The organism is Denitratimonas tolerans, from assembly GCF_037203605.1.
GTDB classification, from domain to species: Bacteria; Pseudomonadota; Gammaproteobacteria; order Xanthomonadales; family Xanthomonadaceae; genus Denitratimonas; species Denitratimonas tolerans.
Genome location: NZ_JBBDHC010000009.1, coordinates 93,685 through 112,058 on the forward strand (window position 1 = coordinate 93,685; position 18,374 = coordinate 112,058).

Below are 18,374 nucleotides of genomic sequence, written 5' to 3' on the forward strand. Positions count from 1 at the left end.
AGTGTATCCGCTGCGCGGTGCCGGGACAGGCAGTTCGCCCGAAAAGTGCATGCAACGGCTTTTCGGCTTGTAGGCCGACCGGATGCGAGAGCATCCAGCGGCTTTCCCTTTAGGTTTGAAATCGCGCTCCCGCGGGAAATGCCCGACGGTTCGATGCGCTGGAGATTCTGCACGGCGACGGTCCGCGCCTGGCGCGACCGGACGCCGCCCCCGAAACTGGGCGCGGAGCACCCGGCGTTCCTTGCGGCTAGAGCGCGTGAGGAATCGCAACACCATGAAAAGAATGCTGATCAACGCCACGCAGCAAGAAGAGCTGCGCGTGGCCATCGTCGATGGACAGACGCTGTACGACATCGACATCGAGCAACCCTCCAAGGAACAGAAGAAGTCCAACATCTACAAGGGCCGGATCACCCGGCTCGAGGCCTCGCTCGAGGCCGCCTTCGTCGAGTACGGTGCCGACAAGCACGGCTTCCTGCCGCTGAAGGAAATTTCCCGCGACTACTTCGTCGAGGGCGTGAATCCGAACAAGGCCACGATCAAGGAGCTCCTGCGCGAAGGCCAGGAAGTGGTCGTGCAGGTGGACAAGGAGGAGCGCGGCAACAAGGGCGCGGCGCTGACCACCTTCATCTCGCTGGCCGGGCGCTACCTGGTGCTGATGCCCAACAGTCCGAGTGCCGGCGGGGTGTCGCGCCGCATCGAGGGAGACGACCGCGCCGCGCTCAAGGAGGCGCTGGACCGCATGTCGATTCCCGACGACATGGGCGTCATCATCCGCACCGCCGGCGTCGGCCGCGACGCGGAAGAGCTGCAGTGGGACGTCGACTACCTGCTGCAGGTGTGGAAATCGATCACCGACGCGGCGCTGTCCAAGCCCGCCCCCTTCCTGATCTACCAGGAGTCGCGCCTGATCATCCGCGCGCTGCGCGACTACCTGCGCGCCGACGTCGGCGAGATCCTCATCGACAGCCAGGAAATGTTCGATGACGCGCGCGACTTCGTGCAGCAGGTGATGCCGCAGAACCTGCGCAAGCTCAAGCTGTACAAGGACACCACGCCGCTGTTCAACCGCTTCCAGATCGAATCGCAGATCGAGAACGCCTACGAGCGCACCGTGCGCCTGCCCTCGGGCGGTTCGATCGTGGTTGACCAGACCGAGGCGCTGACCGCGATCGACGTCAACTCGGCGCGCGCCACCAAGGGTGGCGACATCGAGGAAACCGCGTTCAACACCAACCTGGAGGCGGCCGAGGAAGTGGCGCGCCAGATGCGCCTGCGCGACCTCGGCGGTCTGGTGGTGATCGACTTCATCGACATGGGCTCCTCCAAGCACCAGCGCGAGGTCGAGAACCGCCTGGCGCACGCGCTCAAGTACGACCGTGCGCGCGTTCAGGTCGGCCGCATCTCGCGCTTCGGCCTGCTGGAAATGAGCCGCCAGCGCCTGCGCCCGAGCCTGGGCGAATCCAGCCAGATCATCTGCCCGCGCTGCGAGGGCCACGGCCGGGTGCGCTCGGTGGAATCCCTGTCGCTGTCGATCCTGCGCCTGGTGGAAGAGCAGGCGATGAAGGACAACACCGGCCAGGTGCTGGTGCTGGCACCTTCGGAAGTGGCCAACTTCCTGCTCAACGAGAAGCGCCGTGCGCTGATGGAGATCGAGCAGCGCCACGACGTGCCGGCGGTCATCGTGGCCGATGCCCAGCTCGAGATTCCGCACTACGAGGTCAGCCGCATCCGCGAGAACGAACTGGACGAGGAGGAGAGCGGCAAGCCGAGCTATCGCCGCACCACCGCACGCAAGCAGGAAGTGCACGCGCTGACCCGCGCCAACCTCAATATCCCGCCCACTCCGGCGGTGACCGCGGTGCGGCCCAGCCAGCCGGCACCGATCCGCGAGGAAATGCCGGTGGAGAAGCCGCAGCCGACGCCGGCTCCGGCGAAGGTCGCGGCCGCCGCCGTGCCTGCATCGCGGGTGACGGCTCCCAAGCGCGGATTCTTTGCCTGGCTCGCCGGCCTGTTCGGCGGCGGTGATTCCACCTCGACGCCGGCTCCCGCCGCGCGCCGCGAAGGCACGCCGCCGGCGCGCGGACCGCGACCGGGTCAGGGTACCGGCCAGAACGGTCGCCGCGACGGTCGCGATGGCCGCGGCGACAAGGCGCGCGGCGAGCAGCGTTCGCGCAGTGGCCAGGAGCGCGGTCGGCCCGGTGGGCAGGAACCGCGTGCCGGCACGGCGGCGAAGGAATCCGTGCAGGAGGCGCAGGGCAATCGCGCCGGCAAGCGTGCCGATGCGCCGCGCGCGGAGGCGGGCGGCAAGCGCGATGCGCGCCAGCAGGCGCGCGCCGACAATCGCGAGCCGGGTCGCGCCAGGCCCGCGCCGGACAAGGAAATCGCCTCGACCGGCAGCGTGCCGCGCGACGTCCAGCTTCCGGCGGGCGAGCGCAAGTCCGCGCCGGAGGCCGCGAAGGACGCCGTCGAATCGAACCTCCGTTCCGTGCCGGCGCGCGGTGCGCCGGTGGCCGAGGCGGAGAGCGAAGCCATCGACACTGCGGCGGCAGCGCCGGTCGAAGGTGTGGCAGTGACAGCGGAAGGCACCGAGCCGAGCGAAGAGGCGAGCGCGTCCTCGCGTCGCCGCCGTGGTCGCCGCGGCGGCCGTCGCCGCCGTCGTCAGGACGAGGGCGCGGCCGAAAACGGCGGCACGTCGGCCGACGACCTGGATCTGGAGGACGAGGATGGCGACGAGGGCGCGATGCCCGCCGCGTCCCGCGCCGATGCGCCCGACGGTCGCGACCCGGCAGCGGCCGACGGGCCAGTCGAAGTTCGTCCGGCACCCGCGCCGGCCCTGCGTCCGGCGCCGGTTCTGGCGCCGGCTCCCGTGCCCGCACCTGCACCTGCACCTGCACCTGCACCTGCACCTGCACCTGCACCTGCACCTGCACCTGCACCTGCACCCGTGCCCGTGCCCGTGCCCGTGCCCGTGCCCGTGCCTGCCGAGGCGAGCGAGCCGGAAGCCGCGCCTGGCGCCGATTCCGAGGCGGCGGCTGCGGTCGAGGCGGTTTCGATCCCGGCTCCGAGCCCTGCGCCGGTCCCTGCACCGGTGGCGGAGCCTGCGCCGGCACCGATCGAAGTCGCGGCGGAGTCCGCGCCGACGCCGGTACCCGCCGCTCCGCTTTCGGCACACGAATCCTCGCCGGCACCCGCCAAACCGGTGGCACCGGCCGCCGATGCCATGAGCTCGGTGTTTGCTCCCGTGCCCGCGCCGCTGGAGCGGCGCGGGCCGGCCGAGCCGGTGCGGATGTCGGTGGCCAGCGCGGTCGCCTCGGCGCTGCACGCACGCGGCCAGCAGGGCAGCCTGTTCGCCGCGCCCGAGCCGCGCCCTGCCGCAGAACCGGACGCAACGCCGGATCCGGCCGATTCCGAGCCGCCTGCGGAAGCCGAGGAGGCTCCCGATGCGCGGCCGGCGGTCGGATCGGACACAGACGAGCGGTCTGGATCGTGAGGGCCAGCGGCCGGTGCCACGGCACCGGCCGTGGCTGCCGGGCGATGCCCGAGGGAACCTCAGTTCGCGGCCAGCCCGTGCTGCAGCGCCAGCCGCGTGAGCGAGGCGATGTCGTTCACTCCGAGCTTGGCGAACAGGTGGTACTTGTGCGTGGCGATGGTTTTCGAACTGAGGTTGAGGTTGTCTGCGATGACGGTCATGCGCAGGCCCTGCACCAGCAGCATCGCCACCTCCAGTTCGCGCACCGAGAGCTGCTCGAACGGCGAGCCGGTGGTATCGAGGCTGCTGATCGCCATCTGCTGGGCCACGGCGGCGGAAATGTAGCGCTTGCCGCGCGCCACGTCCCGGATCGCGCGCAGCAGCTCCTCGGCCGGCGCGGCCTTGCCCAGGTAGCCGTTGGCACCGGCGGCAAGCACCCGGCGCGGCAGCGGGCCGTCCTCCTGCGCCGATACCACGATGACGCGCGCGGGCGAGTCGCTGCGGGTCAGCCGATCCGTGACCTCCAGCCCGCTGATGCCGGGAAGGTGCAGGTCGCACAGCACCACGTCGGCCGGCGTTTTGCGCAGCTCGGCCAGCGCCTGCTCGCCGCTGCCGGCCTCGCCGACCACGGAAAAGTCGGTGTGCTGCTGCAGGAGCATGCGGAAGCCGGTGCGCACCAGCTCGTGGTCGTCCACCAGATAGACACGGATCATTCGGCCATTCTCCCCCTGCGGAAACGGCAACCGGCGCCAGCTCCCGATTCCCCAAGCCTACGCGATGGCCCGGCAAAGCGCCAAACCGGGGAATCCGACACCCGCCCGCGCGCACCGCGCCCAATGATCCAGCGACCTGTTCACGGAGACAAAAGATGACCCAGCGGCTGCTGATCGACACCGACCCGGGCGTGGATGACGCGCTCGCCATCCTGATGGCCCACGCCCATCCGCGCTGCCGGATCGAGGCGCTGACCATCACCGCCGGCAATGTCGGTCTTGGCCACACCCTGGCCAATGCCCTGAAGCTGTGCGAGATCGCCGGGATCGACGCGCCGGTGTTTCCCGGCGCGCCGGTGCCGCTGGTCGCCATTCCCGAGGACGCGGCCTATGTGCACGGACGCGATGGCTTCGGCGATACCGACCTGCCGCCCGCCGCGCGCCGGCCCGAGGCCGAACACGCCGCGCTCGCCATGCTCCGGCTTTCGCACGCGCATCCGGGCGAGCTGACCTTCGTGATGCTCGGCCCGCTCACCAACCTGGCGCTGGCGCTGTCGCTCGATCCGGACTTGCCCGAGCGCGTGCCGCGCCTGGTGGTGATGGGCGGTGCGGTCACCGGCCGCGGCAACACGCGCCTGCCGGTCGAGTTCAACACCGGGTTCGATCCGGAAGCCGCGCGCATCGTGTTCGAGCGCTGGCCGCGTTTCGAACTGGTGGACTGGGAAGCCACGCTGCGCCACGGGCTGGCGCACGAACAGTGCGACCTCTGGTTCGCCGCCGACCATGAGCTGGCGCGCTTCTACGACGCGATTTCGCGCCAGACGCGCGCCTGGTCGGCGGGTCTGCGCGGCCCGGAATGGCACAGTGCGGATGCGCTGGCGATGGCGCAGGTCCTCGAACCGGAGTGCGCGCTGGAGACCGTGGATCGCGCGCTCACGGTCGAACTGGCCGGCGAGCACGCGCGCGGCATGACCGTGGTCGACTGGCTCAGCCGCACCGGGCGTCCCGCCAACGCGCGCATCCTGATGTCCTACGACCGTGACCGCTTCGAACACCTGGTCCGCGCTGCGGTCGGTACTGCCTGAGGCCGCCGCGCAGGATTCGCAGCGGCCCCGAAGGCTGCGGCCCGGATGGCCTCAGTGCGTTCGCCGCTCTTCGTACCAGCGCATGAGGCGCTGCTTGGCGGCCAGCTTCTCGCGCTTCATCTGCGACAGCGTGCCGGGACCAAGCGGCAGCGCGCCAACGGTGGCGTCGGCCACCTGCCGGTCAAGTTTCTGGTGGTGCTGATAGAGCCGGCGAAACTCGCTGTCGTGCTGCAACAATGCGTCGATTTCGCTCTGCGGCTGTGCTTCGAACATGTCGATGAACCTCCGTGGGGTCAGTGCTGACGTGGACGGGCGGGCAAGGTTGCCCGCCACCGGGAGGGACCGGCGGAGAAGGAGAATGTTCCGACGTGATGACCGGGCCGGGAATCCGGTCACGGTGGAGGCAGGAGAAAGCGGAGCCGGCCACGGATCGCGCCCCCCGGTCGCCGGCCCTGTCCCGGATCGGGACGGACGGCTGGCAACCCGGAGCGGCACTGAAGCATCCATCGGCCCGTCCTGCGCGGCACCGGAACCCCATTGCCCCGGCGCAGGACCGACCCTACTCCGGGCAACAGGCGGCGGCAAGGGCCGCGCCCCGCAGGTGCCCGAACGCGCCGGACCCGCGGCCGAGCGGGCGTGAATCGTGGTACGGCCATCAACGCCTTGCGTCGGCGGAACGCGCTAGAATGCAATGCTTTTCATTCCCGGAGGCCAGCCATGGGTGCGATCCGGCTCAGCTACAGCACGTTCGGACTGACCAACCTCGACTTCCTCGACGCCATCGACGCGGTGGACCGCGCCGGCTACGAGGGCATCGAAATCTCGTTCCATCGCGACCAGTTCAACCCGTTCAACATCGACGACGACTACCTGGCGGTGGTGCGCAAGCGCCTGGATGCGCGCCGGGTGACGGCGGCCTGCGTGGCCACGGCCTCGCATTTCTTCGACCCGCACCGCCCGCACGAGCCCTCGCTGATGGCGCTGGAAAAGGCCGCGCGCATGCGTCGTATCGATCTGGTCAAGCGCGGCATCCGCGTCGCGCGCGGGCTGGGCGTGAACCTGGTCACCTTCGGCAGCGGCTTCATCCGTGACGAGCACGTGGCCAACCCCGGCGTGGACCCGGGTGAACTTCTGGCCGAGTCGATCCACGAATGCCTGCGCGAGATCCGCGACGATGAGGACATGACCCTCCTGATCGAGCCCGAGCCGGGCATGCACATCGAAACCATGGCGCAGGGTCTGGCCCTGCTCGACCAGGTCAATTCGCCCAGGTTCAAGCTGCACATCGACATCTGCCACGCCTACTGCTCGGAGAAGAATTACCTCGACGCGCTGCGCGCCGCCGCGCCGCAGGCGCGCTACCTGCATATTTCCGATGCGCGCGAGGGCTACAACCTCAAGATCGTGCACGATCGCGAGGATCTCGCGCCGGATCTCGACTTCGCCAGCGTGCTGGTGCACTTCGAGGACACCGCCGACTTCCTGCTGCTGGACCGCGACCATCCCATCCACTTCCGCGAGGCGGCACCGAGTGCGGCGCGCGCCAGGCGCATCGAAACGCTGCTGGATCGCGCCGGGGTGAGAAAAGACCTCGAGGTCGTGGGCTATTCCAGCCTCTACGCCGGCAGCTCCGCGCTGGATGACGAGATCTTCACCTACCTCATCTCCATGCCCGGCCTGAGCTACGACGTGCTCGAACGCGCCCGCCCGGTGGTCGGCTACCTGCGCGGAGCGAGGGGTGCGGCGCGGGTCGACAGGATGGTGGCCAACACCCTCACGGGCGTCGTGCATTTCCACGAGATTCCGGGCGAGGGCACGCTGGATCTGGCCGGCAGTTTCAGGGCGCTGGTGGAGGGCGGTTTCTCCGGCTACGGTTCGGTGGAGCTGTATCACCACGTCGAGGGCTGGCAGAAGGCGCTCGATGACAGCTACCGGCACTTGGCGCCGCTGGCGGCGGCGCACTGATCGGAGGTGGCCATGATCGATGCGAGTGCGTTGGGCTGGCCCGCTGATCTCGTGGGCGAGCTGGACCACCGCCGGCTGAAGGCTCCGGCGGTGAAGCTGCGTTCGGCCACGCCCGGGGAGAAGGGCGACGTGGTGTACGCGGTGGATCTGCGCATCCGCCGCCCCAACGCGGGGGAGTACCTGACCGATACCGAACTGCACTCGGTCGAACACTTCCTGCTGGAAGGTTTCTCGCGCCTCCTGCCCGGCACCTTTCTTTCCGTGGGCATCATGGGCTGCCAGACCGGCCTGTACCTGGGCTTCCTCAACGAGGGCCGCGTGCCGGTGATCCTCGATACCCTGGCGCAGATCCTGGAGGACATGCAGCAGGCCACGGCGGTGCCCTACGCCAACATCGAGCAGTGCGGGCGCTGGCGCAATCATTCGCTGCACGATGCGCAGCGCGTGGCGCGCGAGATCCTGGCGCGCCGCGCCGACTGGCTGGATGCGGCATGAGCGCGGTGCCCCCCCAGCGCTGGGAAGTGCGGGTGCAGCGCCCGATCGCCTACGACGTGATCAAGGCCCCGGCGCTGTTCGACCCGGCGAGTGATCTCCTGATGTCCTTCGGCAACCCGCACGGGCGCCGTTTCGTGGTGGTGGACGGCACCGTGGATCGCCTGCACGGCGAGCGCATCCGCGGCTATTTCCGCGAGCGCGGCATCGAGGCGCGCATCCAGGTGTTTCCGGGCGGCGAAGAGCACAAGAACAGCGAGATCTACCAGGACATCGCGCGCGCGCTCGATGCCTTCCCCATCCACCGGCGCGATGAGCCCGTCATCGCGATCGGCGGCGGCGTGCTGACCGACGTGGTGGCCTTCGTCGCGGCGAGCTACCGGCGCGGGGTGCCGCATATCAAGGTGCCCACCACCCTGATGGGTTACGTCGATGCCGCGCTCGGGATCAAGGCCGGCATCAACTTCAACGGCAACAAGAACCGCCTGGGTGCGTTCGAGCCGCCGCTGGCGGTGCTGCTCGACCGCAGCTTCCTGCCGACCCTGCCGCGCCGGCACCTGGTCAACGGCGTGTGCGAGATCATCAAGCTCGCCATCATTCGCGACGCCGGCCTGTTCCAGCGCCTCGAGCGCGACGCCGCGCGCGCGGTGGCGACCTGTTTCTCCGAGCCGGCGGGCGAAGCCATCCTCGATGGCGCCATCGGCGGCATGCTGGAGGAACTGGTTCCCAACCTGCATGAGGAAGATCTGGCGCGCCGGGTCGATTTCGGCCACACCTTCAGCTATGGCCTGGAGACGCGCCACGAGCACCGCCTGCTGCACGGCGAGGCGGTGCTGCTCGACATCCTGGTTTCCACCTGCATCGCGCAGGCCCGCGGCCTGCTTTCGGCGTTCGAAGCCGATCGCATCTTCGCGCTGGTCGAGGCGCTCGACGCGGGCCTGGACTACGGCGTGCTGGACACCGACCTGATGTGGGCCTCGCTGCTGGACCGGGTCAAGCACCGTAACGGCCTGCAGCGCGTCCCCATGCCGACCGGCATCGGACACTGCCTCTTTCTCAACGACATTTCACGCGCCGAGCTCGATGCCGCGGTGCTCGCCCTTCACTCCCGGATCAAGGCCAGCCATGAACCAGCCATCGAATGTTGACAGCCAGGAGGTCAGCAAATTCGACCGCGTCGCCCAGCTCTGGTGGGATCCCGCCGGCAAGATGGGGATGCTGCACGTCATCAACCCGCTGCGCAGCCAGTTCACCTTCGACCACGCCGACGTCAATGGCAAGCGCGTGGTGGATGTGGGCTGCGGCGGCGGCATCCTGACCGAAACCCTCGCCCAGGCGGGGGCCGACGTGGTCGGCATCGACCAGTCCGAGCTGACCCTGGAAGTGGCGAAACAGCACGCCGCCAAGAGCGGGCTGACGATCGACTACCGCATCCAGACCGTGGAAGAACTCGCGGAAAAGGAAGCGGGCACCTACGACGTGGTGACGTGCCTCGAGATGATCGAGCACGTGCCCGATCCGGCCGCCATCATCGCGGCGTGCGCGCGCCTGCTCAAGCCCGGTGGCCACGCCATCTTTTCCACCATCAACCGCAGCTTCAAGGCCTGGCTGTTCGCCATCATCGGCGGCGAGTACGTCATGCGCATCCTGCCGCGCGGCACCCACCAGTACGAAAAGCTGGTGCGCCCGACCGAGCTGCGGTCGTGGTCCGAGGCCGCGGGCCTGACCTGGCTGCGCAGCGCCAGCCTCATGTTCAATCCGCTCACGAAGAAATTCCGCGTCGCGCACGGCAAGGAAGACGTCAACTACATGATGAGCTTCGTCAAGAAGAGCTGACATGCGCACCTACCTCGCCCTGTCGCGCTCCACCCACGGCGTGATCGATATCGCCATGCCCGGCTTCGCGGCCCTGCTCTGGCTCGGGCGCTTCCCGGCCTGGGACGTGCTGGCGGTGGCGCTGGTCACGGCGCTGGCGGGCTACACCGCGATCTATGCGCTGAACGATCTGGTGGGTGTGGAGGTCGACCGCGAAAAATTCGCCGGCAGCGGACCCAACGCGGGCTATTCGGTGGAAGCTTCCGACCTGCGCTATCCCATCGCCCGGGGCAAGCTCGGCTTCGGCCGCGGGCTGGCGTGGTTTTCCGTCTGGTATCTCATCGCTCTCGCCGGCGCGTGGTGGCTCAATCCCTGGCTGCTGGTCGTGGTACTGGCCGCGCCGATCCTGGAAATCGTTTACTGCCTTCTGTTCAAGGTGACCTGGTGGCGCGTCGTGGTGAGCGGCGTGGTCAAGTCGCTGGGCGCGATCGCCGCGGTGCTGGTGGTGGTGCCCGAGCCGTCGCTGCCGTGGCTGGGGCTGATGACGGCCTGGATCATGGCCTGGGAGATCGGCGGCCAGAACGTGCCGGCCGACTGGAACGATGTCGAAGAGGACCGCCGCGTCGGCGCGCGCACCATCCCGCTGGTGTTCGGCCCGCGCGTGGCCGGCACGGTGGTGCTGGTGTCGCTGGTCGTGACCGTGGCGCTGAGCCTGTGCCTGCCGGTGATGTCGCCGCTGGATCTGGGGCTGGCGTATCGGCTCGCGGCCTTTGCCGCCGGCTTTTTCCTGCTGCTGGTGCCCGGCTATCGGCTGTTCCGCTCGCACGATGGCCGCCGCGCCGCGCGCCTGTTCGACCGCGCCAGCCTGTATCCGCTGGCGATGCTGGTGATCATCACGGTGTTCGTGCTGCTGGCCTGACGGCGTGCGACGGCTCAGCGATCGTCGCGCATGCGGCGCGAGTTGCGCGCCATCATGCGGTGGACCGCGAAATCCGGCAGGTACTTGAAGGCCAGGCGCAGCATCTTGTAGCCGGCACCGGGCACCACGATCAGGCGGCCCGCCTCCACGCCTTCCACGCCCTGGCGCGCGACGTCCTCGGCATCCAGCCACATCCATCGGGGCAGCCGGGAAACCAGCGCGCGGGTGCCGGTCACATCGTGGAACTCCGAATAGGTGAAGCCCGGACACAGCGCGCACGCGTTGACCCCGTAGCGCGCATTCTCCAGCGCCAGCGACTCGCTGAACTTGATCAGGAAACTCTTGGCCCCGGCGTAAAGCGTCTGCCCGCTGGACCCCGGAGCAAGCCCCGCGAACGAGGCGACGTTGAGGATGCGGCCGCGGTTTTCGCGGATCTGCGGCAGGAACCGCCAGGTCAGCTCGCTCACCGCCGTCACCATCACCTGCAGGAAGTGCGCGTGGGTTTCCCACGGGGAAGAAAGATAGTTGCCCGCCACGCCGAAGCCGGCGTTGTTGACCAGCCGACCGACGCTCACGCCGCGTTCGGTCAGCGCCTCGAACAGCGCGCGCGGGGCCTCCGGGTCGCCGAGGTCGGCCGCGACCACCACGCACTCCACCTGCGGGCGCAGCTCCTGCGCCAGCGCCTCGAGCCGCTCCGCGCGACGCGCCGTCAGCACCAGCGGCACGCCGCGGCGGGCGTATTGGCGCGCAATGGCGGCACCGATGCCGCTGGATGCGCCGGTGATGAGGGCATGGGGAACGCTGGACATGGCGGTGCTCACGCGGAACGGGACGGGCGAGCGTAACCGCCCCCGCGCCGCCGTGCCACGCGCGGCCGGCGTGACCGCCCCGCGCGCCGCGGCTATCCTTGGACCCTTCCTTCTCGACTGTGGAGTCCTCGATGCGTCGCAGGATCGTGGCCGGCAACTGGAAACTGCACGGAGACCGTGCCTTCGCCCATTCCCTGGTGGATGCGCTGGCCGTCGCGCCGGCCGCGCCGGGCGTGGATCTGATCGTCCTTCCGCCGCTGCCCTATCTGGCCGAACTGGCGGCGCGCCACGGCGACGGCGCGATCGCGTTCGGGGCGCAGAACCTGGATATCCACCAGCAGGGTGCCTACACCGGCGAGGTCGCGGGCGCGATGCTGCGCGACGTGGGTGCCAGTCACGTACTCGTCGGCCACTCCGAGCGGCGCGAGCTGCACGGGGAAACCAGCGCGCTGGTGGCACAGAAGTTCGCCGCGGCGCGCGCGGCCGGCCTGGTGCCGATCCTGTGCATCGGCGAGACCCTGGCCCAGCGAGAGGCCGGGGAAACCCACGCCGTGCTGGTGGCCCAGCTCGAGCCGGTGCTGGCGCTGGGGGCCGAGCTGCTGGACGGGAGCATCCTCGCCTACGAGCCGGTCTGGGCGATCGGGACGGGCCTGACCGCCACGCCGGCGCAGGCGCAGGAGGTCCACGCGCGGGTGCGTGGCGAAGTGGCGCGGATTGGTGATACCATAGCCAGCTCGCTTCCGATCCTGTACGGCGGAAGCGTCAAGCCCGCCAATGCGGCCGAGCTGTTCGCGCAGCCGGACATCGATGGCGGCCTGATCGGCGGGGCTTCCCTCGTCGCCACGGATTTCCTTGCCATCGCCGCCGCCGCGGCGCGGTAGACCGAACCATGCTCTACACCCTGTTCAACGTCATCTATGTGCTGGTCGCAGTCGCCATGATCGCGTTCATCCTGCTGCAGCAGGGAAGCGGATCGGCGGCCGGCTCCGGCTTTGGTGCCGGCGCATCCGCCACCGTTTTCGGTGCGCGCGGCTCGGCCAACTTCCTCTCCAAGAGCACCGCCATTCTCGCCACCATCTTCATGGTGATGTCGCTGGGCATGGCGATGTACCTGCACAAGTCCAGCGGCTCCGGCGCGCAGGGCGAGGATCTGGGCATCATGGGTTCGGTCACGCCGGCCACCACGGTGCCGGCCGCGCCGACGGCGATCCCGCAGCAGATCGAGGCTCCGGCCGCCATTCCCGCGCCTGCGGCCGAGACGCCGCCGGCTGAAGAGGCCCCTGCGGAAGCGCCGGTTCCGGCGTCCGAGTGAGGCCCGCAACATTTTGATATGATGCGCGGCCCACGGCGGGCCGCCGTGAAGAATCAGCCCAGGTGGCGGAATTGGTAGACGCACTACCTTGAGGTGGTAGCGGCGAAAGTCGTGGGGGTTCGAGTCCCCCCTTGGGCACCAAACTCACATGCCGGAACTTCCCGGAGCAGCTAAAAGGCCCTGATTTCCAGGGCTTTTTTGTATCCGGAAGCCCGGTGACGCCGCGGGAACAGCGTGGGGAGGAAAGCAGGGTCATGAGCGAGCCCGGCGGCGCGCGTTCCGCCACAGCGTCCGCGTTCCGCACCGATATCGAGGGCCTGCGCGCGCTGGCCGTGCTGGCGGTGCTGGGCTATCACGCCGACGTGCCCGGCTTTGCCGGCGGCTTCGTCGGCGTGGACGTGTTCTTCGTCATCTCCGGGTTCCTGATCACTGGCATCCTGTTCTCGGAGATCGCGCGCACCGGTGCCGTGAACCTCGCCAATTTCTTCGCGCGGCGCGCGCGGCGACTGTTGCCGGCCTCGGCGCTGGTGCTGGTGATGACGGCGATTGGCGGCCGCCTTCTGCTGGCTCCCGTGGATTTCCCGCTGGTGGCCGGCGACATCGCGGCGGCGGCGCTGTATGCGGTGAACCTGCGCTTTGCCTGGCAGAGCACCGACTACCTCGCCGGCGACCGCGACGGCAGCCCGGTGCTGCATTACTGGTCGCTGGCGGTGGAGGAACAGTTCTACCTCCTCTGGCCGCTGCTGCTCCTGGCACTGCTGGTATGGCTGCCGCGCCGCTCGCGCGCAGCGCGACCGAAGCACGCGCCGAGCCTGCCCGCGCTGCGGGTTTTCCTGCTGGCGACCTGTGCCGTCTCCTTCGCCGTCGCGCTGTGGCTGACTGAACGCGCGCAGCCCTGGTCGTTCTTCTCGCCCTGGGCCCGCGCCTGGGAGTTTGCCGCCGGCGCGCTGGTGTACGCCTGCCGCGATGCCCTGCTGCGCCTGGGCGCGCGCCGCGCGGCGGCACTGGGATGGACGGGCCTGGCCGCACTCGCGCTGGGCGTGGTGCATACCGAGGAAGCGGGCTTCCCCGGCGCGTCGGCCTGGCTGCCGGTGCTGGGTTCGGCGGCGATGATCGCGGCCGGTACGCGCGGCGCGTTCCCCGCCGGGCACATCGGTGGCCTGCTGTCGCTGGCACCGCTGCGCCTCGTCGGGCGGCTGTCCTATTCGCTGTATCTCTGGCACTGGCCGGTGCTGGTCTACGCCATGCACGCCTTCGGGCCGATGTACTGGGGAGAGAAGCTGGCCTGGACGCTGGCCTCGGCGGTTCCTGCGGCGCTGGCCTGGCGCTTCGTCGAAAAACCGATTCACGAAGGCCGCCGCGGCGCGACCCGGCGCCCCGTCGTCGGATTCTGGGTCGGCGCAGCCGCTTCCTGCAGCGGCCTCATCGCGGCCGCATGGCTGGCTGGCCCGGTCCTGTTCGCCACGCCCGGCGTGGCGGCCGAGAACGGCGCGCCACCGGCACTGGAAGCGCAGCTTGCCGCGGTGCGCGACGACCTGCCGGTGGTCTACCGCGACGGCTGCCACCTCTCGATCCAGGCCACCGAATCGGCTGCCTGCGTCTACGGGCACGCGGATGCCGACGTGAGCGTGGCGCTGCTGGGCGATTCCAAGGCGGCGCAGTGGTTTCCGGCGCTGGAGGCCATCGCGCAGGCGCGCGGCTGGCGACTGCTGAGCCTCACGAAATCCGGCTGTCCGGCAGCCGAGGTCACGCTGTGGTCGAGCCAACTTTCCAGGGTCTATCGCGAGTGCGGCCAGTGGCGCGACGGCATCTTCGAGCGTCTCGCGCGCGAGCCGCCGGATCTGGTGCTGGTCGCGAGCGTTTTTCCCGGCCGGGTGTACGACGCGAGTCGGCAGGAGGAGGTGGAAGGAGCGGACGCGCGCAGCCTGTGGCTCGACGGGTGGTCGCGCAGCTTCGAACGCCTGCATGCGGCGAAGCTGCGCGTGGCGCTGCTCGCCGACACGCCAACCGCGCCGCAGGACATGGCGCGCTGCGTCTCGGCCCATCCCGATGCCCCCGAACGCTGCGATTTCCCCCTGCCGGCACCGGCCATCGCGCGGATCGAAACCGATGCCGCGCGCGCGGCCGGCCTCCCGGTGATCGATCTTGGCGCGCACTACTGCCGCGGCGGCCGCTGCCAGGCGGTGATCGACGGCCTGCTGGTCTATCGCGACAAGACCCATCTGACCCCCGCCTTCGTGCGTCGGCTGGTCGAGCCGCTGGGCGAGGGCGTGGACGCCGCGCTTGCGCGCCCGTAGCCGGCAGATCCGCGCGCAGACGGCATCGGATGCCCCCATCGCGAGCAAGCCCGCTCCCACAAAATCGCGCGAAGGCTTTGATGCTGCGTGCAGGAGCGGGCTTGCTCGCGATAAAGGTGGCTTGGGCCGTGCCTTCAACGCCAGTTCGCGTGCGCCTCCCAGAACGCCACGGCGCGGCGGTAGGCCGTGCGGTCCAGCGCGACGCCAGAGCCGCCCTCGTCCACGCCCAGCGCATTGCGCATCATGGTGATCGGCACCATCGGGATTTCCTCCGGCTCCAGGGTGTAGAGGCAGCCGACCACGCCCCAGTCGGCCTCGATCGGCGAGCCTTCGCGCGCCAGTTGTTCGCGGCTGTAGAGGATCGGGATGAGGTAGTTGGCCTGCGGTGGCTCGATGCCCTCGAACCAGCGCACCAGCACCGGCAGCTCCTCGCGGCTGCGCGCCTCGTAGGCGCTGCGCAGGAGGTGGCGGTTCTGGTCGGTGAGCGGCAGCACCGAGCAGCGCGTCGAGGTCCAGTTGCGGTGCACGTGCAGCACGCAGAACGGCGCGTAGCCGGGCAGCACCTCGAGCGGCGGATGCGCATTGAGATACTGCTCGAACTCCGTATCGCTGCAGTCGCGGATGGCGGTGGCGCGGCCATCGCGCGGGAACAGGCGCGAGCGCGCGAACGGCGTCAGGACGATGGACACGGGATCACTCCGCAGGGCAAAGGGCGATTATCCTCGGCTTCCACCGCGTCTGCGCCCGCAGGCCCGATAATCCGCACATCCCGCAGCCGAGTCCGCCCATGAATATCGTCGAAGTCCGTCATCCGCTCGTGCGCCACAAGATCGGCCTGCTGCGCGATGCCTCGCTCAACACCAAGGATTTCCGCGAGCTGGTCACCGAGCTGGGCACGCTGCTGGCCTACGAGGCCACCCGCGATCTGGCCACGGAATCGGCCACCCGCCAGGGCTGGGCCGGGCCGGTCGAGGTGGATCGCATCGCCGGGGCCAAGATCACCCTGGTGCCGATCCTGCGCGCCGGCCTGGGCATGCTGCCTGGCGTGCTGGCGCTGATCCCCTCGGCACGCGTCAGCGTGGTGGGGCTGCAGCGCGACGAGGCCACGCTCCAGCCGATTGCCTACTACGAACGCCTCACCGGCCGCCTTACCGAGCGCGACGCGCTCATCCTCGACCCCATGCTGGCCACCGGCGGCACCCTGATCGCCACCATCGACATGCTCAAGCGCGCCGGCGCGCGCCGCATCCGCGGCATCTTCCTGGTGGCCGCGCCCGAGGGCCTCGCGGCGCTGCAGGCGGCGCATCCGGACGTGGAGGTTTTCACCGCTGCGATCGACGAGCGCCTCAACGAAGACGGCTACATCCTGCCCGGTCTCGGTGATGCCGGCGACCGCATTTTCGGCACCCGCGGCTGACCACTTCGGCCCGTGTAGAATCCCTCCAAGCACGCCATGTCGAGCGTGGATCACCGAGGGAGTTTGCTATGACTGCACGCACCGTATTGGTCACCGGCGGCACCGGTGGCATCGGCACCGCCATCTGCAAACGCCTGGCCGATGCCGGCCATCGCGTCGCCACCAATTACCGCAACGAGGCGAAAGCGCTCGCCTGGCAGTCGGCGATGAAGGCCCAGGGCTACGATTTCACCATCGCCAAGGGCGACGTGACATCGCCCGAGGAGGCGGCCGACATGGTGCGGCAGATCGAACAGGCGCTCGGCCCCGTCGACATCCTCGTCAACAATGCCGGCATCACCCGAGACGGCACCTTCCACCGCATGAGCGCGGACCAGTGGAACGATGTCATCAACACCAACCTCAACTCCTGCTTCAACGTCACCCGTCCGGTGATCGAGGGCATGCGCGAGCGCAAGTGGGGGCGCATCATCCAGATCAGTTCGATCAACGGGCTCAAGGGCCAGTACGGCCAGGCCAACTACGCCGCGGCCAAGGCCGGCATGCATGGTTTCACCATTTCGCTGGCGCGCGAAAACGCCAGGCTCGGCGTTACGGTCAACACCGTTTCGCCCGGCTACGTCGCCACCGACATGGTGATGGCGGTGCCCGAGGAAGTACGCGCCAAGATCGTGGCCGACATCCCCACCGGCCGCCTCGGCAAGCCCGAGGAAATCGCCTACGCCGTGGCTTTCCTGGCCAGCGAGGAGGCCGCCTGGATCACCGGGTCCAACCTCGATATCAACGGCGGCCACCACATGGGCTGGTAGCGCGACGCGCCCGCGACCCAGGGAAAAATCCCGCGTTCCGGGTGCGTGTCACGCGGGCCGCACCTTCACTGCGGTTCGTCCGACATCACCCGCAGCAAGACGCCCGATCATCGGCGGATGAGCGGGCGTCACGCCTTCAACGCGAGGTCCGAAGTCACTCGCCCAGGCGTGCTTCCAGCATCCGCACCTGCGAAAGCCGCGCGGCACGGGCGGCGTTCTCGGGTCGCACCGACTTGGCCGCCGCCGGCAGCGCGCCCTGTGCCGCGAGCTGCGCGGCCAACCCTTCGCTGCGGCCGGCGCGCTTGGCGGGCCCTGCACCTTCCTGCACGAAGGTGCGGCTGGCGCTGCGGAAGGCGCGCGTGGGGTAGGCCGCGTAGTTGTAGGGGTTGGTGCCTTTGGGATAGAGCGTGAACAGGCCGGAGCCGTCGTTGGTGCCGATCGCCAGTTCGTAGAGGATGTACCACATCACCCCGTTGAAGTAGCCATCCTTCACCACGATCACCTGCGCGCCGGTGGGGAAGTCGCTGGTCGGACTGGCGAAGTAGCCGACCGCGTCGTGGTTGTTCAGGGCGAAGGTGCTGCAGCCGCCGACCTGCGCGTCGTCCGGACGGCAGCCCTCGTAGGTCCAGGCGTTGACGCTGTTGTCCCAGAGATAATCGTCCAGCACCAGCACATCGGCGGTGAAGGGGTAGGTCACGTCCGGGTGGGTGGCAAGGTCCACGGTGACCTGCCATTCGCCCAGCATCTTGAGCGTGTCCGCGCTGGTGCCGGGGGAGTCTTCGTTGCGCACGAAGTAGAACTCCTGGCGCTGGATCGGAATGGTGTGGCCGCTCGGCCAGGTGAGCGTGGCGCGGCGGTTGTCGTCGGGATCGAAGGCGATGCGCAGGGTGCCGTAGCTGGGTTCGACGGTGGGGCGGGCGATATAGGGCCGTCCGGCCGGCTGCACGTCGCGAAAGCTGATGAGGTCGGCCTGGAAGCTCACGCCGGTCGAGGTGTAGTCGAGGAAGCCGACCGAGGTGTACCACTTGGCGCGACCCTGGGCATCACCGCTGAATGCCATGAAGCCCAGCAGGTTGTCCTGGATCTCGATGTAGTAGCCGGTGCCCGATTCGGCCGGGTTCCACCACGCGCCCGATTCGGGTTCGTAGGCGTGCGCGGCGGGTGCGAGGAGGGCGGCGAGGAGCAGGGAGAGCACGAGGCGCATGGCGGTTCCTGTCAGGCGCAGCCACGGTCTGGCTGCGCGGCCACGCTAGCAGGCGGCGATTAATC

At 69.2% G+C, this 18,374-nt stretch carries 17 protein-coding genes and 1 tRNA gene; 13 read left to right on the top strand and 5 right to left on the bottom strand.

Going from position 1 to position 18,374, the window contains the following annotated elements:
• Nucleotides 1-274: 274 nt before the first annotated feature.
• Nucleotides 275-3,493, top strand: a complete 3,219-nt coding sequence (locus WB794_RS07975; protein ID WP_337335323.1) for an Rne/Rng family ribonuclease — start codon at nucleotides 275-277, stop codon at nucleotides 3,491-3,493.
• 59 nt (nucleotides 3,494-3,552) lie between these two features.
• Here WB794_RS07975 and WB794_RS07980 read toward each other — a convergent pair whose 3' ends face one another.
• Nucleotides 3,553-4,185 carry a response regulator gene (locus WB794_RS07980; RefSeq protein WP_337335324.1) on the bottom strand — a complete coding sequence of 211 codons (633 nt, stop codon included), beginning with the start codon at nucleotides 4,183-4,185 and terminating at the stop codon, nucleotides 3,553-3,555.
• Between the two features lie 155 nt (nucleotides 4,186-4,340).
• On the opposite strand from WB794_RS07980, the gene WB794_RS07985 reads away from it, so the two are divergent.
• Nucleotides 4,341-5,270, top strand: coding sequence for a nucleoside hydrolase (locus WB794_RS07985; protein ID WP_337335325.1), 930 nt, complete (start codon nucleotides 4,341-4,343; stop codon nucleotides 5,268-5,270).
• A gap of 51 nt (nucleotides 5,271-5,321) precedes the next feature.
• On the opposite strand, the gene WB794_RS07990 is transcribed toward WB794_RS07985, so the two are convergent.
• Nucleotides 5,322-5,543 carry an HP1242/YdcH family protein gene (locus tag WB794_RS07990; protein ID WP_337335326.1) on the bottom strand — a complete coding sequence of 74 codons (222 nt, stop codon included), beginning with the start codon at nucleotides 5,541-5,543 and terminating at the stop codon, nucleotides 5,322-5,324.
• A 444-nt stretch (nucleotides 5,544-5,987) separates the two neighbouring features.
• Between WB794_RS07990 and WB794_RS07995 the strand changes: the two genes are divergently transcribed.
• Genes WB794_RS07995 through WB794_RS08015 form a run of 5 tightly spaced genes read left to right on the top strand, consistent with a single transcriptional unit; the run spans nucleotide 5,988 to nucleotide 10,461 of the window.
• Entirely contained in the window at nucleotides 5,988-7,235 is a 1,248-nt protein-coding gene (locus tag WB794_RS07995; protein WP_337335327.1) for a sugar phosphate isomerase/epimerase family protein, read from the top strand.
• Between the two features lie 12 nt (nucleotides 7,236-7,247).
• Nucleotides 7,248-7,730, top strand: a complete 483-nt coding sequence (locus tag WB794_RS08000; RefSeq protein ID WP_337335328.1) for an S-ribosylhomocysteine lyase — start codon at nucleotides 7,248-7,250, stop codon at nucleotides 7,728-7,730.
• Nucleotides 7,727-8,875, top strand: a complete 1,149-nt coding sequence (locus WB794_RS08005; protein ID WP_337335329.1) for a sedoheptulose 7-phosphate cyclase — start codon at nucleotides 7,727-7,729, stop codon at nucleotides 8,873-8,875. Before WB794_RS08000 ends, WB794_RS08005 begins: the two co-directional genes overlap by 4 nt.
• Complete coding sequence (gene ubiG, locus WB794_RS08010; RefSeq protein WP_337335330.1) at nucleotides 8,853-9,563, top strand: bifunctional 2-polyprenyl-6-hydroxyphenol methylase/3-demethylubiquinol 3-O-methyltransferase UbiG; 711 nt, start codon at nucleotides 8,853-8,855, stop codon at nucleotides 9,561-9,563. The genes WB794_RS08005 and ubiG overlap by 23 nt, the downstream gene beginning before the upstream one ends.
• 1 nt (nucleotide 9,564) lies before the next feature.
• On the top strand, nucleotides 9,565-10,461 hold the full coding sequence (locus WB794_RS08015; protein WP_337335331.1) for a UbiA prenyltransferase family protein: 897 nt from the start codon (nucleotides 9,565-9,567) through the stop codon (nucleotides 10,459-10,461).
• Nucleotides 10,462-10,475: 14 nt separating this feature from the next.
• On the opposite strand, the gene WB794_RS08020 is transcribed toward WB794_RS08015, so the two are convergent.
• Nucleotides 10,476-11,270, bottom strand: coding sequence for an SDR family NAD(P)-dependent oxidoreductase (locus tag WB794_RS08020; protein ID WP_337335332.1), 795 nt, complete (start codon nucleotides 11,268-11,270; stop codon nucleotides 10,476-10,478).
• A 131-nt stretch (nucleotides 11,271-11,401) separates the two neighbouring features.
• Between WB794_RS08020 and tpiA the strand changes: the two genes are divergently transcribed.
• The 4 genes from tpiA (at nucleotide 11,402) to WB794_RS08040 (ending at nucleotide 14,879) form a co-directional block, all read left to right on the top strand.
• Nucleotides 11,402-12,151, top strand: coding sequence for a triose-phosphate isomerase (tpiA, locus tag WB794_RS08025; protein ID WP_337335333.1), 750 nt, complete (start codon nucleotides 11,402-11,404; stop codon nucleotides 12,149-12,151).
• Between the two features lie 8 nt (nucleotides 12,152-12,159).
• Complete coding sequence (gene secG / locus WB794_RS08030) at nucleotides 12,160-12,582, top strand: preprotein translocase subunit SecG (RefSeq protein ID WP_337335334.1); 423 nt, start codon at nucleotides 12,160-12,162, stop codon at nucleotides 12,580-12,582.
• Nucleotides 12,583-12,638: 56 nt separating this feature from the next.
• Nucleotides 12,639-12,723 (top strand) — tRNA-Leu (locus WB794_RS08035).
• A gap of 113 nt (nucleotides 12,724-12,836) precedes the next feature.
• Entirely contained in the window at nucleotides 12,837-14,879 is a 2,043-nt protein-coding gene (locus WB794_RS08040; RefSeq protein WP_337335335.1) for an acyltransferase family protein, read from the top strand.
• A gap of 134 nt (nucleotides 14,880-15,013) precedes the next feature.
• Here WB794_RS08040 and WB794_RS08045 read toward each other — a convergent pair whose 3' ends face one another.
• On the bottom strand, nucleotides 15,014-15,568 hold the full coding sequence (locus tag WB794_RS08045; RefSeq protein ID WP_337335336.1) for a DUF3228 family protein: 555 nt from the start codon (nucleotides 15,566-15,568) through the stop codon (nucleotides 15,014-15,016).
• Nucleotides 15,569-15,666: 98 nt separating this feature from the next.
• Here WB794_RS08045 and upp point away from each other — a divergent pair, with 98 nt between their 5' ends.
• Together upp and phbB are read left to right on the top strand one after the other, a co-directional pair.
• A complete protein-coding gene (upp, locus tag WB794_RS08050; RefSeq protein WP_337335337.1) occupies nucleotides 15,667-16,296 on the top strand; it encodes a uracil phosphoribosyltransferase in 630 nt (209 codons plus the stop codon).
• A 68-nt stretch (nucleotides 16,297-16,364) separates the two neighbouring features.
• The gene (gene phbB / locus WB794_RS08055; RefSeq protein WP_337335338.1) at nucleotides 16,365-17,105 is read left to right on the top strand and encodes a beta-ketoacyl-ACP reductase; all 741 of its coding nucleotides are present in this window, start codon (nucleotides 16,365-16,367) and stop codon (nucleotides 17,103-17,105) included.
• 154 nt (nucleotides 17,106-17,259) lie between these two features.
• Here the strand turns inward: phbB and WB794_RS08060 are convergent, their stop codons facing one another.
• Nucleotides 17,260-18,309, bottom strand: coding sequence for a hypothetical protein (locus WB794_RS08060; protein WP_337335339.1), 1,050 nt, complete (start codon nucleotides 18,307-18,309; stop codon nucleotides 17,260-17,262).
• Nucleotides 18,310-18,374 lie beyond the last annotated feature (65 nt).